This is a genomic window from Salipaludibacillus agaradhaerens (genome assembly GCF_002019735.1).
Taxonomy (GTDB): domain Bacteria; phylum Bacillota; class Bacilli; order Bacillales; family Salisediminibacteriaceae; genus Salipaludibacillus; species Salipaludibacillus agaradhaerens.
Genome location: NZ_KV917378.1, coordinates 2,884,876 through 2,904,791, shown reverse-complemented (window position 1 = coordinate 2,904,791; position 19,916 = coordinate 2,884,876). Strand labels below are relative to the sequence as shown.

Here is a 19,916-nt window from a genome sequence, read left to right as displayed (position 1 = left end):
TAGTCAACGTTAATCCGAACATTGCCGACTAAATTTAATTTTTTATTCGTTTATTTTTTTCTAGATGTCTAATACTATAGCTTACCTCCCTTAATATTTTTTTATAATGTGCAAGCACAATTATTTTTTTGCATATAAAAGCACCCCCACTGTTTAAGATTTCACACAGTGAGAGTGCAATGATTATCTTATAAATTTATGCAGCCTGTACTTCACGTTTTGTGAATTTGTTTTTAAACACTACCGTGCGGATGTAAGGAATTACCCAGCGATCTCCACCATAACGTCCTGCATTATAACCAGCTACAATTACAAAGATGGATAAAAGGATTAACCATGGATTACTTGACACTGTACCAGCAAACATGAAAGCAAAGTTCATTGTCATACCGAAGAATACAGCTGCAGTTGTTAAAACACCTACTACGAGACCAAGACCGACTAGAAGCTCTCCCCAAGCGACCATAAAACTAAATACCCCTGCGTTCGGTAATGCAAAGTTTTCAATAAAAGCGTGGTATGTTGGGTATGTTTCAATAACAGCTTCGTTATTCACAACCCCCATTAAATAACCACTAGCATCAAACGGTTCACCCGTAATTTTCCCCCATCCGGCACTTAACCATTGCCAACCAATATACACGCGTAAGACGGCTAATATCCCTGCTGCAATTTTGTTATTTCTTAAGAAATCGATAAACATAATGTCTTCCTCCCTAGGAATTAGTTTTTAGAAGTAAGTAGATCACCAGATTAAAAATGAATAAGACCCTGCTCAAGCTATACACTACGTTCAACATTTCACAATAATAGTTAGTGATCACTAACTCTCTTATGACTTTATTATATAGTGATTTATACTGTAGTAGCAGTGTTAACTGTGAACAAATCGTTGCAATCTCATGTCTAAATTGTGACATAAGTCATTGATATTTATTGCCCACGTTCTATTAAACCCGCCATACGACCTATCTTTCAGCCAAAACGGAAAGGTAGATCTTATATTCTTCTCTAAAAATTAAGAGGCATGTCCAAAATAACAATTATATTTGTTAAAACGGGGATGAAATATTGTTTAAACAAGTTTCCATGTAGAAACAGCAAAGAGTTGAAGATGATCTCAACGCTTCTTCTAGCAGTATGCTTTTAAGTTCATACATTTATCACATGAGTTAATATCTTGATACGCCCTTTAGTATCCATATAAAGAGGGATTAACCTATTAGACTAATAGGTTAATCCCTCTTTTCTATCCTCAAATCTTAAGCCCCAGGTGGCATATCACCTTCATCAAAACGACGCTCCAAGTTTACAAATTTATTGTATTCCTTCACGAAAGCGAGTTCCACTGTTCCCACAGGACCGTTACGTTGTTTAGCTATAATTATTTCGATAATATCTTTATTTTCCGATTCTTGATCATAATAGTCGTCTCGATATAAGAAAGCAACGATATCGGCGTCCTGCTCAATACTTCCTGATTCCCGGATATCGGACATCATCGGACGTTTGTCCTGCCGAGACTCCACACCACGAGAAAGCTGGGATAAGGCAATAACGGGTAATTCCAGTTCTCTCGCTAATCCTTTTAACTCACGGGATATTTCTGAGACCTCCTGTTGACGGCCTTCGCCACTACGTGAATCTCCTTGAATGAGCTGTAAGTAATCAATCATGATCATGCCAAGTCCACGCTCTTTTTTTAGTTTACGACATTTAGCGCGAATATCTTTCACTTTTATCCCTGGTGTATCATCTATATAAATGCCTGCTTTTGATAAGCTTCCCATTGCCATCGTGAGCCGCTGCCAATCCTCGTCTTCAAGACGGCCGGTACGAAGCCTTTGAGCGTCAATATTGCCTTCTGCACACAGCATCCTCATGACGAGCTGGTCAGCTCCCATCTCCAAACTAAAAATAGCCACATTTTCATCTGTTTTAGTCGCCACATTTTGTGAGATGTTTAAAGCAAAGGCTGTTTTCCCTACAGATGGACGAGCAGCTACAATGACGAGATCATTTCGTTGAAATCCAGCGGTTATTCGATCAAGTTCTGTAAAACCTGTTGGTATTCCTGTTACTTCTCCAGCTGTATGCTGAAGCATTTCAATTTTGTCAAATGCTTCTATAAGCACATCTTTTATATCTGCAAATTCACCGGCACTTCTTTTTTGAGCTACTTCTAAAATGGCTTTTTCTGCATCACTTAAGATGGCTTCCACATCTTCGTCTGCAGCATAACCTTCTGTTGCAATGTTAGTCGCCACTCGTATGAGCTTACGCAAGAGAGATTTTTCTTCTACGATTTGACTGTAATAACTAATATTCGCTGCTGTTGGTACAGCATTGGCAAGATCACTTAAATAAGACACGCCGCCGGTTTCCTCAAGCCAGTTCTTAGTCTCAAGCTCTGACGTGACTGTCACAAGATCGACAGGTTCACTTTTTGAGGACAGTTCAAGCATCACCGAATAAATACGTTGGTGTGCAACCCGGTAGAAATCCTCCGGAATCAGACGTTCAGAGGCGGTGATAAGAGCTTGATCTTCTAAAAAGATCGCTCCTAGCACCGCCTGTTCCGCTTCAATATTTTGTGGTGGTGTCCTGTCGGCAAAGAAGTCGGTCATGACGTGTTCCCCTCATTTCACATGAAAAAATTACTCTTCCGCTACATGCACTTTCAACGTGGCAGTTACTTTAGGATGGACTTTTATCGTCACATTCGTATAGCCTAATGAGCGAATAGGTTCATCCATCTCAATTTTTCGTTTATCAACTTTCATGTTCATTTTTTTCAAGCGTTCAGCAATTTGTTTGTTCGTTACCGCTCCAAACAAGCGCCCGCCCTCTCCAGCTTTTGCTTTTAATTCTACTGTCATGTCTTCCAGTTTTTCTTTAAATGCTTGAGCCTCATTTAATTCTTCTTCCGCTTGACGCTCTGCACTTTCTTGCTTCTTCTCTAGTGTCTTCATGTTCCCTTTATTCGCTTCTACAGCGAGGTTGTTTTTTAGAAGGTAGTTCCTTGCATATCCCTCTGACACATTTTTTACTTCCCCTTTTTTTCCTTTTCCTTTTACATCCTTCAAAAAGATGACTTTCATGTTGATTGTCCTCCCTTGAAATACTCGTCAATTTTTTCTTTTAATCGTTCTTCAGCATCTTCAATTGTACCTTCATCAAGCTGTGTAGCGGCATTCGTTAAATGGCCGCCCCCTTGCATCATTTCCATAATCACTTGAACATTCACATCACCAAGCGATCTAGCACTAATACTAATTCGTCCATCTGTTAATTCAGAAATAACGAAAGATGCTACAACATCATTCATCGTCAAGAGGGTATCAGCAGCTTGTGCAATAAGAATTTGATTGTATGGCTCTTCAGGAGAGCCTTTGGCGATGGCCATACCACCTGAATAGATATACGCATTTTCCACAAGCTTGGAACGCCTAACGTATTGATCAAGATCTTCCTTCATCAATTTTTGAACTAGAATAGTATCGGCACCTCTACTTCTTAAATATGACGCTGCATCAAATGTCCGTGCCCCTGTTCTAATCGCAAAGCTTTTCGTGTCCACAATGATTCCAGCTAGCAACGCTGTCGCTTCTAGTACACCTAATTCTGGATGCGACGGCTGATATTCCAATAGCTCTGTCACAAGCTCTGCCGTGGAGGAGGCATAAGGCTCCATGTATACGAGTACAGCATCATCAATAAAGTCTTCACCTCGACGATGATGATCGATAACAATTTTGCGGTCAATTTTATCCAACAATTTAGGTTCGATAACGAGCGACGGCTTATGTGTATCCACGACGACAAGTAACGTATCCTCCGTCGCTTCTTCTCTCGCTTCTTCTGGTGTAATAAATCGCGCCCATAAATCATCATGGTCTTCTATTTCTTCTAACAATTTATAGACTGTTTGGTTGATATCATTAGGATCTAAAACAACAAATCCATCTTTTCCGCTTGCTTCAGCAATTTTCAACACGCCGATAGCCGCCCCAATGGCATCCATATCTGGGTTGCGATGACCCATCACAAACACTTTGTCGCTTTCTTTTACAAAATCACGAATGGCATGTGAAATGACACGAGCTCTAACCCTTGTCCGCTTCTCCATGGCATTAGATTTTCCACCATAGAAGCGCACTTTACCATTCTTCTCTTTTATAGCAACTTGGTCACCACCACGCCCTAGCGCTAAATCAAGGCTTGATTGCGCCAAGCTTCCTAATTCCCGTAACGATGACTGACCGCTGCCTATACCGATACTTAACGTTAAGGACACCTTTTCCTTACCCGTGTTTTCTCGAATTTCATCTAATAGCGTAAATCGATTTTCCTCTAAAGCCTGTAGAGCTTCTTCATTAAAAATCGCAATAAAACGATCAGATGATGTCCTTCTTATGAAAATATCATGAGTTTTTGACCATCGGTTTAACGCATCTGTCACATGAGATAATAGTTTACTGCGGACTTGATCGTCCATTCCTTGTGTCACTTCATCATAGTTATCAAGGTAAATCAAGCCGATAACCGTTTTCTCTCGCTCAAATAAATTCTTAAACTCTTGCTCTTCTGTCACATTGATAAAATACAATAGCCGCTCATCAGGCTCATGAAAAACACGGTAATTTTCATCACTGATACTTGTTAAGAAGAGCTTTTTTTCGCTATCTACGTCTTCCATTAACTTTTTTGAAAAAACAGAGATAGGTGCGCCAATAAGCTCTTGCTCCATCAACTCAGTTAAATAAGGATTTGTCCATTGAATATGCCTCTCCTCATTATAAAGGAGAATACCAATAGGTAATTTGGTGACGGCTTCTTCACCCGCTTTGTTTACGCGGTAGGACAACGTGGAGACATACTCTCCCAATTCTTTTTCAAATTGTTGTCTAGCACGCATCATTAAAAAAATGACAATACTTGCACAGACAACTCCTAACAGTCCCAAATGCCATTGATAATACATAACAATCCCAATAAATAGCACTAATAGACTGAATAATGTCATGACGTGATAACCATGCCATCTTCTTAACAGAAATTTGGGCATTCCTCACAACTCCTAATTCTGCGGGTTGATTCTTTTTCTTAAATCAAAGCCTAAATCAATTATACCTAAGATTCTTACAACATGAAGAAAAATCGGAAAAATGACGCCAAGGATAACTAAAAAAATGGGTAAAACACGATTAATTCGTTTCATATTCGTATAGAAAAAGATAAACGCAAACCCTTGTATGACCATAATCAGCTCAAGCATCGGCATCAAGTTAGCTATAGCTGTATACATGGCAGTTCCTTCTGTAACCCCTATTATAATAAAAAGGTAGGTAATCAAATAATACCATATAAATGACTTAGGAAAACCCCACTCTCGAACTGGCGGGAACCCTACCACCGGATATGCCTTCTTCCTTAACAGCCAATAGGCGATTAACTGAGTAACAAACGCCCAACCTACTCCAATTATAATCATTAAAAAGGGTGCAATAACCCCGATTTCTTGAATAATATCATGCACCGCTTCTGACAGGGCTTCTTCTTCTGATTGCCCGTCGATAAGCGGCATCTCTAATATGATGTCGACTTGCTCATACATCGTACTTTGTAATTCTTCCACTGGATTAACACCCAAAAACATAATTGTTCCTATATAGATTAAAACAATAGAAGCAATAAAGCTGAGTGAACCGCCAAGAAGAACGGGGAATCCTCCTGCTTTTTTCCGAAATAATTCTCCAATCACGATACCTGTTCCAGAAAATAATAACGTTATAGGGAGTGCTAACGGGCCAAAGAAAATAGCAAGTAACAAAAACGATAACAGTCCCAGCACCACGCCGGCTCTTAATTCATACTTATATGAAAAATAGATAAAAGGAAATGGTAAAAACAAAAAGGTAACTAATCCTACTAACGGAACGAGCAAAGATATGAGTAGCGTTCCTATGTATATTCCGAGAGATATAGCGCCCTCTCGTACGACGTTTTGACTCTTCATAAGCCTTCCTCATCTCACTTTCTTCTGCTTGCATATCCTTTATTTTACCATGCTACGCTAATGAACAACATCCTCAAGATTTGGAATGACTTTACGGCATGCCATTTCTAAAAGGTCCTACTCCCACTTCTTTATGAGAAGTGCGACACCGACATGTTTAAGTATTCTCTCATAAGTCACACTCTTAATCGCCATTCCCATACATCAAATAATATGAAACATCGCTTTCTCAATTAACTGAGTACTTTCACATTAGTGTCAGCTATTCTCTAGCCTACGTCCCAGTAGCTGTATATAGCCGTAATAAAAAATCACGACAGAGTGATTAACCCTGTCGTGATTTATAACTACCTCTATTCGGTAACGAAAGGCAATAATGCCATTGTTCGTGCACGTTTGATAGCACGAGTTAATTGACGTTGATACTTAGCTGAAGTACCAGTCACTCGGCGTGGAAGAATTTTTCCTCGCTCAGAGATAAACTTACGTAGTAAGTCTAAATCTTTATAATCGATTTTTTTAATTTTGTTTACTGTGAAGTAACAAACTTTACGACGCTTTGGTCGACCTCGACGTGCCATGTGTTATTCCTCCTTCTTTAAAAAATGTCCATCTAGCCATTAATTAGAACGGCAGGTCATCATCATTAATGTCAATTGGTTTTCCGTCTCCAGCAAATGGATCATCATTCTGTGACCCTTGATCGCCATAACCACCTTGGTTAGGTTGGCTTCCTTGATTACCTTGCCCAAAACCGCCCTGGTTTGGAGTGTTTTGATAACCGCTGTTGTCGCTTTCACCATAGCCGCCACCTGCATACTGGCCTCCCCCGCCAGATCCACCTGAACCACGAGGCTCAAGGAACTGAACGCTTTCAGCCACCACTTCTGTCATGAAAACACGACGCCCTTCGTTATTATCAAAACTTCGTGTTTGTATGCGGCCGTCAACACCTGCTTGACTTCCTTTTTTCAAGAAGTTAGCGACATTTTCGGCTTGCTTCCTCCAAACCACACAGTTAATAAAATCCGCTTCTCGATTTCCCTGTTGGTTAGAAAATGGGCGATTTACAGCTAAAGTAAAAGATGCGACAGCAATGCCATTGGCAGTGTACCGCAGTTCAGGGTCTTTCGTTAAACGTCCCACTAAAACGACACGGTTTATCATCCGAACTCCTCCCCGGAATTATGATCTAATGCTTATGTCTATTCGTCTTCACGTACAGTTAGTGTACGTAAAATATTGTCGTTGATTGAGCTTAAACGATTAAATTCATCAAGCGCTTGTTTTCCGGCTTTAAGCTTTAAAAGCACGTAAAACCCTTCCGTGAAATCCTCGATCTCATAAGCAAGACGTTTCTTGCCCATTTCCTCCGTTTCAGTCACTTCTGCGCCGTTGTCTGTCAAAATTTTGTTAAAACGTTCGATCGTTTCTTTGATCGCCGCTTCTTCTAAATTTGGACGTACAATGTACATAATTTCGTAATTGCGCATGTTCTGTCACCTCCTTTTGGTCTAAGGCCCTTTCTCTCATTCGGAAAGAGCAAGGAGCAAATAAAAATTCCCTTTTGCTCGCAAGATAATATTATATCAGACTATAATGAGTAGTACAAGAAAAGATTAAGACTCTTAACCCTCTCTTAAACGTTATATATCATCAAACTAAAGCATTTATCACCAATTACACTTTAACTGATGACATCCCCATTAAACATTAAAACGGAAATGAACAACATCTCCATCTTTAACAACATAGTCTTTCCCCTCTAATCGTACTTTTCCTTGTTCCTTAGCTACAGCCATAGAGCCAGCTGCAGTTAAATCATCATAGGAAACAACTTCAGCTCGAATAAAGCCCCGTTCAAAATCTGTATGAATAACACCTGCTGCCTGAGGGGCTTTCGTTCCTCGGCGGATTGTCCACGCACGTACTTCTTGTTTACCTGCTGTAAAGTACGTATCCAATCCTAGCAAACTATAGGCTGCTTTGATAAGCTGATCAAGGCCTGATTCTTCAATCCCTAGGTCTTGCAAAAATTCTTCTTTTTCTTCTCCTTCAAGTTCAGCAATTTCAGATTCGATTTTTGCGCAGACGACAATGACTTCAGAGCTCTCTTTCGCAGCAAATTCCTTCACTTTTTGCACATAAGGATTACCTTCAGTATCTAATAGTTCATCTTCACTTACATTGGCTACATAAAGAACCGGCTTCCATGTCAGTAAATGAAGTCCCTTTACGAGCTTTTCTTGCTCTTTAGTGAAGGTAATGCTTCGAGCTGGTTTTTCTTCCTCAAATGCATCTCGGAGCTTCACGAGAACTTCATATTCCACAATGGCTTCTTTATCTTTCTGCTTTGCCATCTTCTCCACTTTACCAATTCTTTTCTCCACAGTTTCTAAATCTGCTAAAATAAGTTCAAGATTTATCACTTGCACATCACGTATAGGGTCCACACTACCTGACACATGGGTAATATTATCATCATTAAAACAGCGCACCACATGGGAAATTGCATCAACCTGTCTTATATGAGACAAAAATTTATTTCCGAGACCTTCTCCTTTACTCGCCCCTTCAACAATGCCTGCGATATCAGTAAATTCAAATGCTGTCGGGACAGTTTTATCAGGTTCTACCATCTCTGTTAACTTGTTAAGCCGCACATCTGGCACTTCAACGATCCCTACATTCGGGTCAATTGTACAAAATGGATAATTTGCGGACTCTGCTCCCGCCTGCGTAATAGCGTTAAATAAAGTGGACTTCCCTACGTTTGGAAGACCTACGATTCCCGTTGTTAAAGCCATACATCATACTCCCTTTATTTTCGAAAAACTTAACCTCTCATTTAATGAGTAATCCTCTTAAGTTTTCCTTTTTATTTTAGCTTTTTAGTAAGCAATATTTTCACCATTATGTCGTGCAACTTCTATTATTTTTACGATGACATCCTTGTTAATTATAGAGAGTTCGCAGCCAAATGGCAACCTTGTCCACACTCCACCTATTATCTCCACTATCTATTTTTTGAGTTAATCATAGATGATCCCTCTTCATTGGCTAAATCATGCTAAACAAAGCTTGATTCCTTCTAAAATGGGATAAGGCCCTGTTGCTAGGAAGGGACGTATTGGAATACAGTTTTGATCGGTGCATGTCTCCCAAAAAGAGAACTCCCTTTTGGAGCTGTTTTTAGCTACTTCATCTATTAAACACTGAATAATGTTAGCATCACCACTCACATTTTTATAAAATGCCTCAATGTCGTCTCCTTTTTCAGATAGAAGCTTACACAACACATGCAGTCCCTTTTATCTCATGGCACGCTAGCTTTTGTATACGTTGGTATATAACTCATATCATGTCGTGAGCTACCTTCTAAAGCAAAACTAAAAGACGCCACTTTTCGTTGACGTCTTTTTAAGAAAGGTTTTCGGATGGCCTCTCTAGTATTCGTTTCAGTTTCTTCCCAAATTCCTTTCTCGGAATCATAACACTATGATCGCATCCGAGGCATTTAATTCGAATGTCCATCCCCATCCGTATAATTTTCCAACGGTTTTCTCCACACGGGTGTGCCTTTTTCATTTCAACGACATCATGTAATTCAAATGGTCTATCACTCATTTCTATTTCCCCCTGTTATATGATACCTCTAATTATACACGATGTTTCTACACACTCTCTAGTCTAAGGATGATTAAGCTGCCCCATTATCAAATCTGTGTAAAATAGGATAAAGCATAATGGCAGCTAATATATAGAGATTCATGACGCCGTATAAGGGATATAATATGCTTATAAGCCGTGAAAATCCAAGAGTAGTCAATGGTATCATCAACATGAGAAATAAAAAAGCCACGAGCCAAAAAGGCAACTTTAAAAACGGTTGACACCTTGTACACAAACCAAGTAAGCCTGAAGCAGCTGTCGTATAAATGGCCGCCCACAATAAGCCAGACATGACAAGCACCATAAAATAAGGGTAATTTTTAAGGATAGCGAATAACGGGATTTCATATAACATCACTTCCTGTGCTACCGCAATGAGAGATTGATTATATAAAAGCGATATAGTCCCCAATACAATAGCACTGCCTAAACTTGCTATCCAACGTTCACCTCGGTGCTTTATTTTTTTACCTATTGCACTTATTACAGCCACAAGGGGCAACATATTTAAAGCTGTGAATGTAAAAGCCGACGGCCAATTACTCTGACTTGACCATACCATCCCCATACTCCCCCCGCTCGTCCTTTGAAAGACAACAAGAGTGCTTACGAGGAACAAAATAAGGATAGGAATAACTAAACTATTCATAGCTGTCATCCCGTTAAGCCCCCAAATGAATAAAATGACCAGTAACACCGAAATAATGCCTACTCCATGCCAATAAGGGATATGGAGTACTTCTAAGGTGGCGCCTCCCCCGGCCAGCATGATAACGGTGGTGGAAAAAAGATAGAGAATGATCATACCATCATAAAGGCTTGTCAATTTTTTGCCCATAAGTTTTTCGAGAACAGGTAAATAATGTTCAGATTGTTCTTCATGGCTTATGGTCATAATGACATGACAGCAAACGAAAAATAATAGTGCGAACAAAAGAATAGCTAAATCACTTTCATAACCAAAGAACTCCCATAGTTCTCTTCCAGATGCATAGCCTGCTCCAATCATCGTCCCTATTATAAGAAACATCCATTTAAATCCCGATTTCCACACTTTTATCCCTCTTTTTCCGATTTACGACGTATAGTTCTGAATGTGTATCCGTATACTGTTACTACTATTTTTGAAATGAGGGTTGTATGATGGTTTATGGTCAATTTATGAAAGAAAAAAAATATTCTTCCTTCCGAGTCCATGTCGATGACCCCCTTGCAACTCAGGAATTGGCTAAGTGTATTTTTAATCTATTGCCTCAATCCCCTGAGACTCCTGTCGTCATCGTGAATATTGGTAGTGATCGCTCTACTGGTGATTCATTAGGGCCACTTACAGGCACAAAGCTGCTTACAAGACGTTCACCACTTTATAACGTTTACGGCTCATTGGATACCCCAGTTCATGCGAAAAATCTTGAAGATACATTGGCTCATATCCATGACACATATGATCGGCCTTTCATAATCGCCCTTGATGCTTGTCTTGGCAGAACCGAGAGTGTCGGTATGCTCACAGTAAAAGAAGGCCCAGTTATGCCCGGAGCTGCTGCAAAAAAGAACCTTCCTCCCGTTGGTGATATTCATTTAACTGGTATCGTCAATGTAGGTGGTTACATGGAACTGCTCGTATTGCAAAATACAAGACTATCCCTTGTCATGGCATTAGCAGATACGCTATCAACAGCATTATGGCGTGCAGCATGTTGGCAAGCAAATAGACTTCAAGTTCTTCACCCTTCTCGTGGTGCATTATAATGATTTCTTGAAAAAATATGCCATCCTCTTTGACAAAGCTCTCCCTCTTCTCTACTAGACTAGCTATTTATGTCATCCTCTAAACAAGGAAGAACGGCACTTTTAAGGAGTCTTGATCCTCACGGTTATGAAACGCAGTAAAGGTCACATTATTTATTTATTTGCTTCTTCATTATAGAGAGCATTAACAGGCAACGAAGGAGGTCTAAAAACAGTGCTTTTTAGACCTCCTTCGTTCTCTCTTTAAAACGGTTATCCCTAACAAGCCTTTTAACTTAGACACTCACAAGCCAAACGAAAATTGCCTGTTTCTCATCATAACTTATGAGATAACAGGCAATTCCATATCATTCTATAAAATTCACTGGTAATTCACTTTAGACGTATATAACCCCTTTTAAAACCAAATATAATAAACAATGGCTAGGGTAACGGCAATCACTAAAGCTGGTAATAGATTGGCCACCCTTATTTTTGGAAGACCTAATATATTTAAACCTATGCCAATAATCATGACCCCTCCAACCGCTGTTAACTCCATTATAACAACGTCAAAAATAGGCTGAGGAATGTTCTTTGTCATAACAGTTGCTGCTAACGCTATCCCACCTTGATAAATAATAACAGGAATTGCTGAAAACATCACACCAATGCCCATCGTAGCCGCAAAAACAATCGATGAGAAACCATCGAGAACTGATTTTATAAGTAGAACAGAATGATCTTGTCGCATCCCACTGTCTAGAGCGCCAATAATGGCCATTGCCCCAACGACATATAGTAAAGTAGCAGCCACAAACCCTTCTGCCACTTTACCACCACCTGTTCGTTTCATTCTTCTTTCTATCCAGTTCCCTACTTCATTTAGTTTCCCTTCAATATTCACTCTTTCACCAATAACTCCCCCAAGTGCCAAACTAAAAATAGTAATGAGAAATTGCTGACCTTCTAATGCCATCGTTAAACCTAATACTAAGACCGCCAGTCCAATCGCTTTCATCACGGTATCTCTCATAGCAGGGGAAAACCCTTTTATCTTTATACCGAACCAAGCCCCAACGATGATGGCAATTCCATTTACAAGTGTTCCGAATAAAACCATACTGCTTCTCCTATTCTAGCAACCCCTCTTTTATCTCAGCCACAGCTGATAAAAAGGTATCTACTTCATCTAATGTATTATATAACCCAAAGCTAGCACGCACGAGGCCTGTTTCACTAGAGCCACAAACCTGATGTGCAAGCGGCGAACAATGGAGTCCGGCTCGTACAGCAATGTGATAATGATTATCTAATATGATGGCCATTTCATGGGGGTCAACCCCTTTTACTAAGAATGATACGACACCAAGTCTTTCATGATGTGTATCCGGCCCCACAATCTCTATACCACCGATAGCTTTTAATCCATCTATACAACGGATTGCCAGCTTTTTTTCATGTTCATAAATAGTCTTTATCCCCATGTCATGTATTGTTTCAATTCCTTTTAATAACCCAGCGATACCAGGGGTGTTTATCGTGCCACTTTCTAATCTTTCTGGCCAAGTCTCAGGTTGTTCAGGTGATTCAGACGCATCACCAGTCCCTCCTACGATAAGCGGTCTCAGCGTTACATTTTTTTTCACCATTAGAACGCCCGTTCCTTGGGGTCCCATTAATCCTTTATGTCCAGGAAAAGCAAGCATGTCAATCCCCATAGTCGCCATATTAATATCGACTATGCCTGCTGTTTGAGAGGCATCAACACATAATAGCGCGTTATGCTCACTGACAACCTCACTTATCTCTTTCAATGGGAGAATCTCACCTGTTACATTCGAGCCATGGGCGACAATCACCAACTTCGTATGCTCGGTCATAGTAGCCTCAATCAGCTCTGCCCACTCTTGTCCACTATCCTTCTGAACATAAGTCACGTGAATATTTTTTTCTTTTTTTAACCGTTCTAATGGCCGTCGCACCGCATTATGTTCTAGCTGTGTAGCGATAATATGGTCATGAGGTTCCCACATAAGACCTTCTATAGCTTGATTCAATGCTGTCGTGGCATTTAGCGAAAACACGATGTGTCTTTCACTTTCATGATGAAACAATAAAGCTAGTTTTTCCCGTGTCTTTTCTACTACTTCATTGGCCTGTCTTGCTAATTGATGGCCGCTTCGCCCTGGGTTTGCAGCAAACAGTTGCACAGCTTCAACCATAGCTTCTGCCACCCCTGCAGGCTTCGGAAAGCTGGACGCTGCCTGATCGAAATAGATCATCCTGCCATATCCCTCCCATAATTGCTTTATGTTTAAAGCTCTTCACACTCCAATGTCCCTTATACCTCTGAATCAATGTCAAACTAGGTCGTCACTCCCATCTGTTTATGTGAGTCATTGACATAAAAAGACCCTTATCCCCAGCCGTCTTTCGACACATGCGTGTCACTTGATGACTAAGAGATGGGTCAGCAGGTATAAAACCTTATTCGTCTTCCGACTGATGGAGGAGTTCTAATATGCGCTGTAAATCCTCATCAGAAAAGAAATCTATCTCGATCTTTCCTTTTTTTCTTCCCTTTTTAATTTGAACGTTCGTACCAAAAAAAGCTTTTAAAGTTGATTCTTTCTCTTTTAAGAAGGGGGAGAGCTTCTTCTTTGATGTTTCACGTGAAACATTTTCATTTGATCGTTGAATCCACTCTTCTAACTGGCGAACACTCATCCGTTCTTTTAACACTTTTTGAATCAAAGGTGTTAATTGTTTTTTATTTTTTAGACCTAGCAGGGCTCTTGCATGCCCCATTGATAACTTCCCTTCTGAGAGGTACTGTTGAGCTAGCTGTGGTAACTGTAGTAATCGCACATAATTTGCAATGTGCGGGCGGCTTTTCCCCAATCGTTTAGCTAAATCCTCTTGTGTCACTTGCAAATGCTCCATCAATTTTTGATAAGCTTTTGCTTCTTCAAGAGGATTTAAGTCCTCACGTTGGAGGTTTTCAATAAGGGCAATTTCCATCATCTCGTCTTCAGATAACTCTTTAACCACAGCAGGTACAACTTTAAGCTTTGCTTCCTTTGCAGCACGATAACGTCGTTCTCCTACCACAATTTCGTAGCCTTTAATACTTTTACGAACAATAAGTGGCTGTAAAATACCATGCTGTTTAACAGAAGACATTAACTCCTGTATGGCTTCTTTTTCGAATGTTTTCCGCGGTTGATAAGGATTAGGACGTAAATCACTTACTTTAATTTCTTCTATTTTCCCTTCTTGCTCTTCTGTCGCATCAGGGAAAAAAGCCCCTATTCCCTTCCCAAGCCCTCTAGCCATGAGCCATCACTTCCTTCGCTAAATCTAAATACACTTCTGCCCCACGCGATTTAGGGTCATACGTAATAATAGGTTCGCCATGGCTCGGCGCTTCACCTAAGCGGACATTTCTTGGAATGATGGTTTGAAACACTTTTTCCCGAAAGTATTTTTTCACTTCTTCAATAACTTGGATGCCTAAATTTGTCCGAGCATCGAGCATCGTTAATAACACACCTTCAATTTCCAAGTCATGATTTAAATGCTTCTGTACGAGACGGACCGTGTTTAATAATTGACTAAGACCTTCTAATGCATAATATTCGCATTGAACCGGAATAAGGACAGCATCGGATGCGGTTAATGAATTAATGGTGAGAAGACCCAATGATGGTGGGCAGTCAATCACGATATAATCATAATCTTCTTTAATGCTATCTATAGCTCGCTTTAAACGAACTTCCCTCGAAATCGTTGGAACTAGCTCAATTTCCGCACCAGCTAGTTGTATCGTTGAAGGCACGATAAATAAATTTTCCATAACAGTGGGCACAACAACTTTACTTGCCTTTTGATCTTCCACAAGAACGTTATAGATACATTCATCAATATCGCCTTTATCTATGCCAATGCCACTTGTGGTATTCCCTTGAGGATCAATATCAATAATAAGGACTTTATTTCCTTCATGAGCGAGACACGCACTCAAATTCACTGCTGTTGTCGTTTTGCCGACTCCACCTTTTTGATTTGCGATGGCTATGACTTTCCCCATCTTGTCACCTACCTAACTGCATACGCTGTTTTTTACATTACTTTACATGAGACATGTGTTCAATTTGTCTAAACACTGATTATGACCAGTTTCAGAATAATTAACAAAGTCTCGTTTATCTAAAGTTATTCGTTATAAAACGAACTTAAATAGAGCAGGCTTGCTACGTCGTAACGTACAAATAAAGCCTGCTTTTATGCCCTGTGAGAGTACGTCCCTTTTCGTTTTTTAATCATATCTTTTATTCTATCACGAAATGAGACGAATAGTTAAAATCGTTTCTGAAAAACATTAAAAATCTTACGCTATTTTAAAAATATAGGACGAAGTTGTCCTATATATTACCCGACTGTTCTATACGTTTCGTTTTCAACATAAAAATTACGTCGATTTTACAGAGGGTCTCGTTCTCAGTTCGCCTGTGAAACCCCTTCGCACACATGGCCGAGGGAGGAGGATGAAATAAGCTATCTAACAAACTCGATGCACCTCCCCTGTTCATGATAGTATTTATGAACCGTCTAGCCGTTGAAAAAGCCGCTAGCGCACGGGTATGCGGAACGGCTCTTCGTGACTTACTTTTTAGGGATTCGTATAGTAAATTGATAGAAATCGTCGTGTTCCTCTTCGTCTGTATCTATAGTCATGCCGGTTTGTGCAACCATATCTACTGATTTTCGAATGGTATTCATGGCAAGACGGGTATCTTTAGAAACAGCTTTCCGTATCGCTTTTCGCTTTTTCTTAGGCGCCTCTTCAGATAATTTCGCAATCAATTCCTCTGTTTGTTTAACATTGAGTTCCTGCTCAATGACTTTTTCTAACACTTTCTCTTGCTTCTCTTTATCTTTTAAGCCGATAAGTGCTCTCGCATGTCTTTCAGTGATACGTCGATTTAACAGGGCATCTTGAACCGATGCTGGAAGGTTTAATAACCTTAATTTATTAGCAACGGTCGATTGGCCTTTCCCGAGACGTTGCGCTAAACTTTCTTGAGTTAAGCCATGAAGCTCAAGCAATTTGGCATAAGCCATCGCTTCTTCAATTGACGTCAATCCTTCACGCTGAAGATTTTCAATTAATGCTACTGAAGCCGTCTTCGTATCATCCAAATCTTTAATGACAGCAGGGATATGTTCCCAACCGAGTTTGGTCACTGCCCGCCACCGACGCTCCCCAGCAATAATTTCAAATCTACCGTTGCGTTCTCTTACCACGATTGGTTGAATAATGCCATGAGTCTTAATCGTTTGCGCCAACTCATCTATTTTATCATCATGAAAAACTGTTCGTGGCTGATATCGGTTTGGAACAATGTCGGCAACAGGAAGCTGTTTCACTTCCTCAGTTTCACTTATGACATTGTCTTCTATTCCTTCATTTTTCTCATTTAATCCAAATAGCTTTGAAAATGATTGTTTCATGGCGACACCACCTTCAGAAAACTCCCCAATCTAATTTATCAAATATACACATTATATAGAAAGGGCTATAACACCTCGTTACGCTGTTCCAAAATAGCTAGTATGTTTCACGTGAAACATTTAGCAGGAAAGCAGGTGTTACATCTTCATTTATTATTGGCACATTTTACTTCCATCTTTAAGTATACGTGAGAAATGTCATTTCATCTATAAAAAAATAATCGATTGGGTAAATTTACACATCCTAATTTGAACGGGTCTTGAGTTAATTCCTAAATAGATCACCCTTTACTATCTATTGAAAACGTATCAGTAAAGGGTGATTTATTAACATATTGGTTGTTTATTCGGTGTTCCTGGTTTACGCGGATAGGTTTTTGGGGTCGCTTTTTCTTTCCTAATGTTAATAATCGACCGCTCACTTTTTTCTATCGGGAGCTGAAATTGGTGTGTGTGTGTGACGTCACCACCAAGGATCTGTATCGCTTTTTTGGCATCTTCAAGCTCCTCAGAAGCACCTGCCCCTTTCATGGCAATAAATTGTCCCCCTTTTTTTACTAGAGGTAAACAAAGTTCTGTTAAAACAGGTAATCTCGCGACCGCGCGAGAAATGGCCATATCATATTGTTCTCTATGATCTTTTTTTCTCCCAAATTGCTCGGCACGGTCATGATAGAAAGACACACCTTTTAAATTCAACTCAGACGCAAGTGCATTTAAAAAGGTAATACGTTTATTAAGAGAATCCACTATCGTCACGTTAATCTGTGGAAAGCAAATTTTAAGCGGGAGACTCGGGAACCCCGCTCCTGCTCCTACATCTACTATCGTCAGCGGCTCCGTAAAGTCTTTATAGAACGCAGCGGTGATCGAATCATAGAAATGCTTTAAATAGACCTCTTCCTTATCTGTAATAGCGGTCAAGTTCATACGGTCATTCCAATCAACAAGAATCTCGTAATACCGTTGAAATTTCGTCATTTGTTCTTCTTTTAACGCTATCCCTTGCTGTTCTAGAGCTTCTTTAAACTGGCCTTCATTCATCTTCCATGTTCACCTCATCCATTAGCCCGATGCTTCTGTCGGTTCCTCATGCGCTACTTTTTTTAACTGCCCTTGCTCCATATACACAAGTAATACCGAGACATCTGATGGATTAACACCTGATACTCTTGAGGCTTGGGCAATGGAGAGCGGTCTCACTTCTGCTAGTTTTTGTCTTGCTTCTGTCGCAATCCCGTTAATCGCCATGTAATCCAAATCTTCCGGTAGCTTTTTATTCTCCATTTTTCTCAGCCGCTCTACTTGCTCCATTTGTTTAGAGATATAACCTTCATATTTAATTTGAATTTCCACTTGCTCGGCTACATCTGCATCTATTTTTTCTGTTGCAGGTACAAGCCGTGCCACATGATCATAGGTTAGTTCCGGTCGCTTTAATAGCATCGCAGCACTTACCGCTTCTTTCATTGGGGCCGAACCCGCTTCTTCGACGACTTTCTTCGCTTCCTCATCTGCTTTAATAATCGTTTTTTCTAATCGCTTTATTTCTGCTACAATAGCGGCTTTTTTATTAACAAAAGCGGCATATCTCTCATCTGGTATAAGCCCGATGTTGTGCCCTTTCTCTGTTAAACGCAAATCGGCATTGTCGTGACGGAGCAATAACCGGTATTCTGCACGAGATGTGAGTAGTCGATACGGTTCATTGGTCCCTTTTGTCACAAGGTCGTCAATTAACACACCAATATACGCTTCTGACCGATCAAGAATAAGTGCTTCTTTATTTTGCACCTTTCTCGCAGCATTAATGCCTGCCATTAGCCCTTGTCCAGCGGCTTCTTCATAGCCACTCGTCCCATTAATTTGACCTGCCGTAAATAATCCCTCAATTTTTTTCGTTTCAAGCGACGGCCACAATTGCGTCGGCACGATAGCATCGTATTCAATTGCATAGCCTGGACGCATCATACGAACGTTTTCTAAGCCAGGAATTGTTTTTAAAATCTCGTGTTGAACGTCTTCTGGCAAACTCGTTGAAAGACCTTGGACATAGACTTCTTGTGTATTACGCCCTTCCGGTTCAAGGAAAATTTGGTGACGTGGTTTATCATTAAACCGTACAATTTTATCTTCTATTGATGGGCAGTATCGCGGCCCTGTCCCTTCTATCATACCAGAATACATCGGTGACCTATTTAAATTACCATTTATAAGTTCGTGAGTTGATTCATTGGTATAGGTCAACCAACAAGGAAGTTGGTCTGTAATAAACGATGTGGTTTCATAAGAAAATGCCCTTGGTATGTCGTCTCCAGGCTGGATTTCTGTTTTCTCGTAATCAATCGTTTGACCATTCACTCGTGGCGGTGTACCTGTTTTAAATCTCACCATTTCAAAACCAAGTTCTTGAAGATGATAAGATAAATTGACAGAGGGCTTCATATTATTCGGCCCACTCTCATAAGCAAGATCACCTAAGATCACTTTCCCACGCAAATATGTGCCCGTAGTGACGATGACTGATTTGGCATGGTATGCCGCTCCCGTTTGTGTCACGACACCACGAATCTTATTATCTTCAACAATTAACTGCTCAACCATTCCTTGACGAAGGAGCAGATTTTCCGTATTTTCGATCGTTTGCTTCATCTCATGCTGATACGTGAATTTATCCGCTTGAGCACGCAATGCGCGGACAGCCGGGCCTTTGCCCGTATTTAACATTCGCATTTGAATATGCGTCTTATCAATATTACGAGCCATTTCCCCGCCCAATGCATCAATTTCTCTTACGACTATTCCTTTTGCTGGCCCGCCAACTGACGGGTTACACGGCATATATGCTACAGCATCTAAATTTAACGTTAACATTAATGTGTTCGCACCCATTCTAGCGGATGCAAGCCCTGCTTCAACTCCGGCATGCCCCGCTCCGATGACAATCACATCAAATTCTCCACCATGATAACTCATC

Annotated in this window: 19 protein-coding genes; 1 reads left to right on the top strand and 18 read right to left on the bottom strand. The window is 40.3% G+C overall.

Annotated features, from left to right (window positions below):
* Nucleotides 1-196 precede the first annotated feature (196 nt).
* The 11 genes from BK581_RS13615 to BK581_RS13560 form a co-directional block, all read right to left on the bottom strand.
* Nucleotides 197-703, bottom strand: a complete 507-nt coding sequence (locus tag BK581_RS13615) for a DoxX family membrane protein (RefSeq protein WP_078578673.1) — start codon at nt 701-703, stop codon at nt 197-199.
* 559 nt (nt 704-1,262) lie between these two features.
* Nucleotides 1,263-2,627 (bottom strand): replicative DNA helicase, encoded by a 1,365-nt coding sequence (gene dnaB, locus BK581_RS13610; protein ID WP_078578672.1) that lies wholly within the window; start codon nt 2,625-2,627, stop codon nt 1,263-1,265.
* Nucleotides 2,628-2,657: 30 nt separating this feature from the next.
* On the bottom strand, nt 2,658-3,101 hold the full coding sequence (rplI, locus tag BK581_RS13605; protein ID WP_078578671.1) for a 50S ribosomal protein L9: 444 nt from the start codon (nt 3,099-3,101) through the stop codon (nt 2,658-2,660).
* On the bottom strand, nt 3,098-5,068 hold the full coding sequence (locus BK581_RS13600; protein ID WP_078578670.1) for a DHH family phosphoesterase: 1,971 nt from the start codon (nt 5,066-5,068) through the stop codon (nt 3,098-3,100). The genes rplI and BK581_RS13600 overlap by 4 nt, the downstream gene beginning before the upstream one ends.
* A gap of 12 nt (nt 5,069-5,080) precedes the next feature.
* Entirely contained in the window at nt 5,081-6,019 is a 939-nt protein-coding gene (locus BK581_RS13595) for a YybS family protein (protein WP_078578669.1), read from the bottom strand.
* 353 nt (nt 6,020-6,372) lie between these two features.
* Nucleotides 6,373-6,600 (bottom strand): 30S ribosomal protein S18, encoded by a 228-nt coding sequence (rpsR, locus tag BK581_RS13590; RefSeq protein WP_078578668.1) that lies wholly within the window; start codon nt 6,598-6,600, stop codon nt 6,373-6,375.
* A gap of 43 nt (nt 6,601-6,643) precedes the next feature.
* A complete protein-coding gene (gene ssb / locus BK581_RS13585) occupies nt 6,644-7,186 on the bottom strand; it encodes a single-stranded DNA-binding protein (protein WP_078578667.1) in 543 nt (180 codons plus the stop codon).
* 38 nt (nt 7,187-7,224) lie between these two features.
* Nucleotides 7,225-7,512 (bottom strand): 30S ribosomal protein S6, encoded by a 288-nt coding sequence (rpsF, locus tag BK581_RS13580; RefSeq protein WP_078578666.1) that lies wholly within the window; start codon nt 7,510-7,512, stop codon nt 7,225-7,227.
* A gap of 213 nt (nt 7,513-7,725) precedes the next feature.
* Nucleotides 7,726-8,826, bottom strand: a complete 1,101-nt coding sequence (gene ychF, locus BK581_RS13575) for a redox-regulated ATPase YchF (protein ID WP_078578665.1) — start codon at nt 8,824-8,826, stop codon at nt 7,726-7,728.
* Nucleotides 8,827-9,439: 613 nt separating this feature from the next.
* The gene (locus BK581_RS13565; protein ID WP_078578663.1) at nt 9,440-9,646 is read right to left on the bottom strand and encodes a DUF951 domain-containing protein; all 207 of its coding nucleotides are present in this window, start codon (nt 9,644-9,646) and stop codon (nt 9,440-9,442) included.
* Between the two features lie 73 nt (nt 9,647-9,719).
* The gene (locus tag BK581_RS13560; protein WP_078578662.1) at nt 9,720-10,745 is read right to left on the bottom strand and encodes a YkvI family membrane protein; all 1,026 of its coding nucleotides are present in this window, start codon (nt 10,743-10,745) and stop codon (nt 9,720-9,722) included.
* 86 nt (nt 10,746-10,831) lie between these two features.
* On the opposite strand from BK581_RS13560, the gene yyaC reads away from it, so the two are divergent.
* Nucleotides 10,832-11,443, top strand: a complete 612-nt coding sequence (gene yyaC, locus BK581_RS13555; RefSeq protein ID WP_078578661.1) for a spore protease YyaC — start codon at nt 10,832-10,834, stop codon at nt 11,441-11,443.
* 397 nt (nt 11,444-11,840) lie between these two features.
* On the opposite strand, the gene BK581_RS13550 is transcribed toward yyaC, so the two are convergent.
* The 7 genes from BK581_RS13550 to mnmG form a co-directional block, all read right to left on the bottom strand.
* A complete protein-coding gene (locus tag BK581_RS13550; protein WP_078578660.1) occupies nt 11,841-12,545 on the bottom strand; it encodes a DUF554 domain-containing protein in 705 nt (234 codons plus the stop codon).
* A gap of 10 nt (nt 12,546-12,555) precedes the next feature.
* The gene (locus BK581_RS13545; protein ID WP_078578659.1) at nt 12,556-13,707 is read right to left on the bottom strand and encodes an aminotransferase class V-fold PLP-dependent enzyme; all 1,152 of its coding nucleotides are present in this window, start codon (nt 13,705-13,707) and stop codon (nt 12,556-12,558) included.
* 205 nt (nt 13,708-13,912) lie between these two features.
* Nucleotides 13,913-14,761, bottom strand: coding sequence for a ParB/RepB/Spo0J family partition protein (locus tag BK581_RS13540; protein WP_078578658.1), 849 nt, complete (start codon nt 14,759-14,761; stop codon nt 13,913-13,915).
* Nucleotides 14,754-15,515: a ParA family protein gene (locus BK581_RS13535; RefSeq protein ID WP_078578657.1), complete on the bottom strand. Its 762-nt coding sequence runs from the start codon at nt 15,513-15,515 to the stop codon at nt 14,754-14,756. Before BK581_RS13535 ends, BK581_RS13540 begins: the two co-directional genes overlap by 8 nt.
* A 575-nt stretch (nt 15,516-16,090) precedes the next feature.
* The gene (noc, locus tag BK581_RS13530; protein ID WP_078578656.1) at nt 16,091-16,939 is read right to left on the bottom strand and encodes a nucleoid occlusion protein; all 849 of its coding nucleotides are present in this window, start codon (nt 16,937-16,939) and stop codon (nt 16,091-16,093) included.
* Nucleotides 16,940-17,266: 327 nt separating this feature from the next.
* Complete coding sequence (gene rsmG, locus BK581_RS13525; RefSeq protein ID WP_078578655.1) at nt 17,267-17,983, bottom strand: 16S rRNA (guanine(527)-N(7))-methyltransferase RsmG; 717 nt, start codon at nt 17,981-17,983, stop codon at nt 17,267-17,269.
* 21 nt (nt 17,984-18,004) lie between these two features.
* Nucleotides 18,005-19,915 carry a tRNA uridine-5-carboxymethylaminomethyl(34) synthesis enzyme MnmG gene (mnmG, locus tag BK581_RS13520; RefSeq protein ID WP_078578654.1) on the bottom strand — a complete coding sequence of 637 codons (1,911 nt, stop codon included), beginning with the start codon at nt 19,913-19,915 and terminating at the stop codon, nt 18,005-18,007.
* Nucleotide 19,916 lies beyond the last annotated feature (1 nt).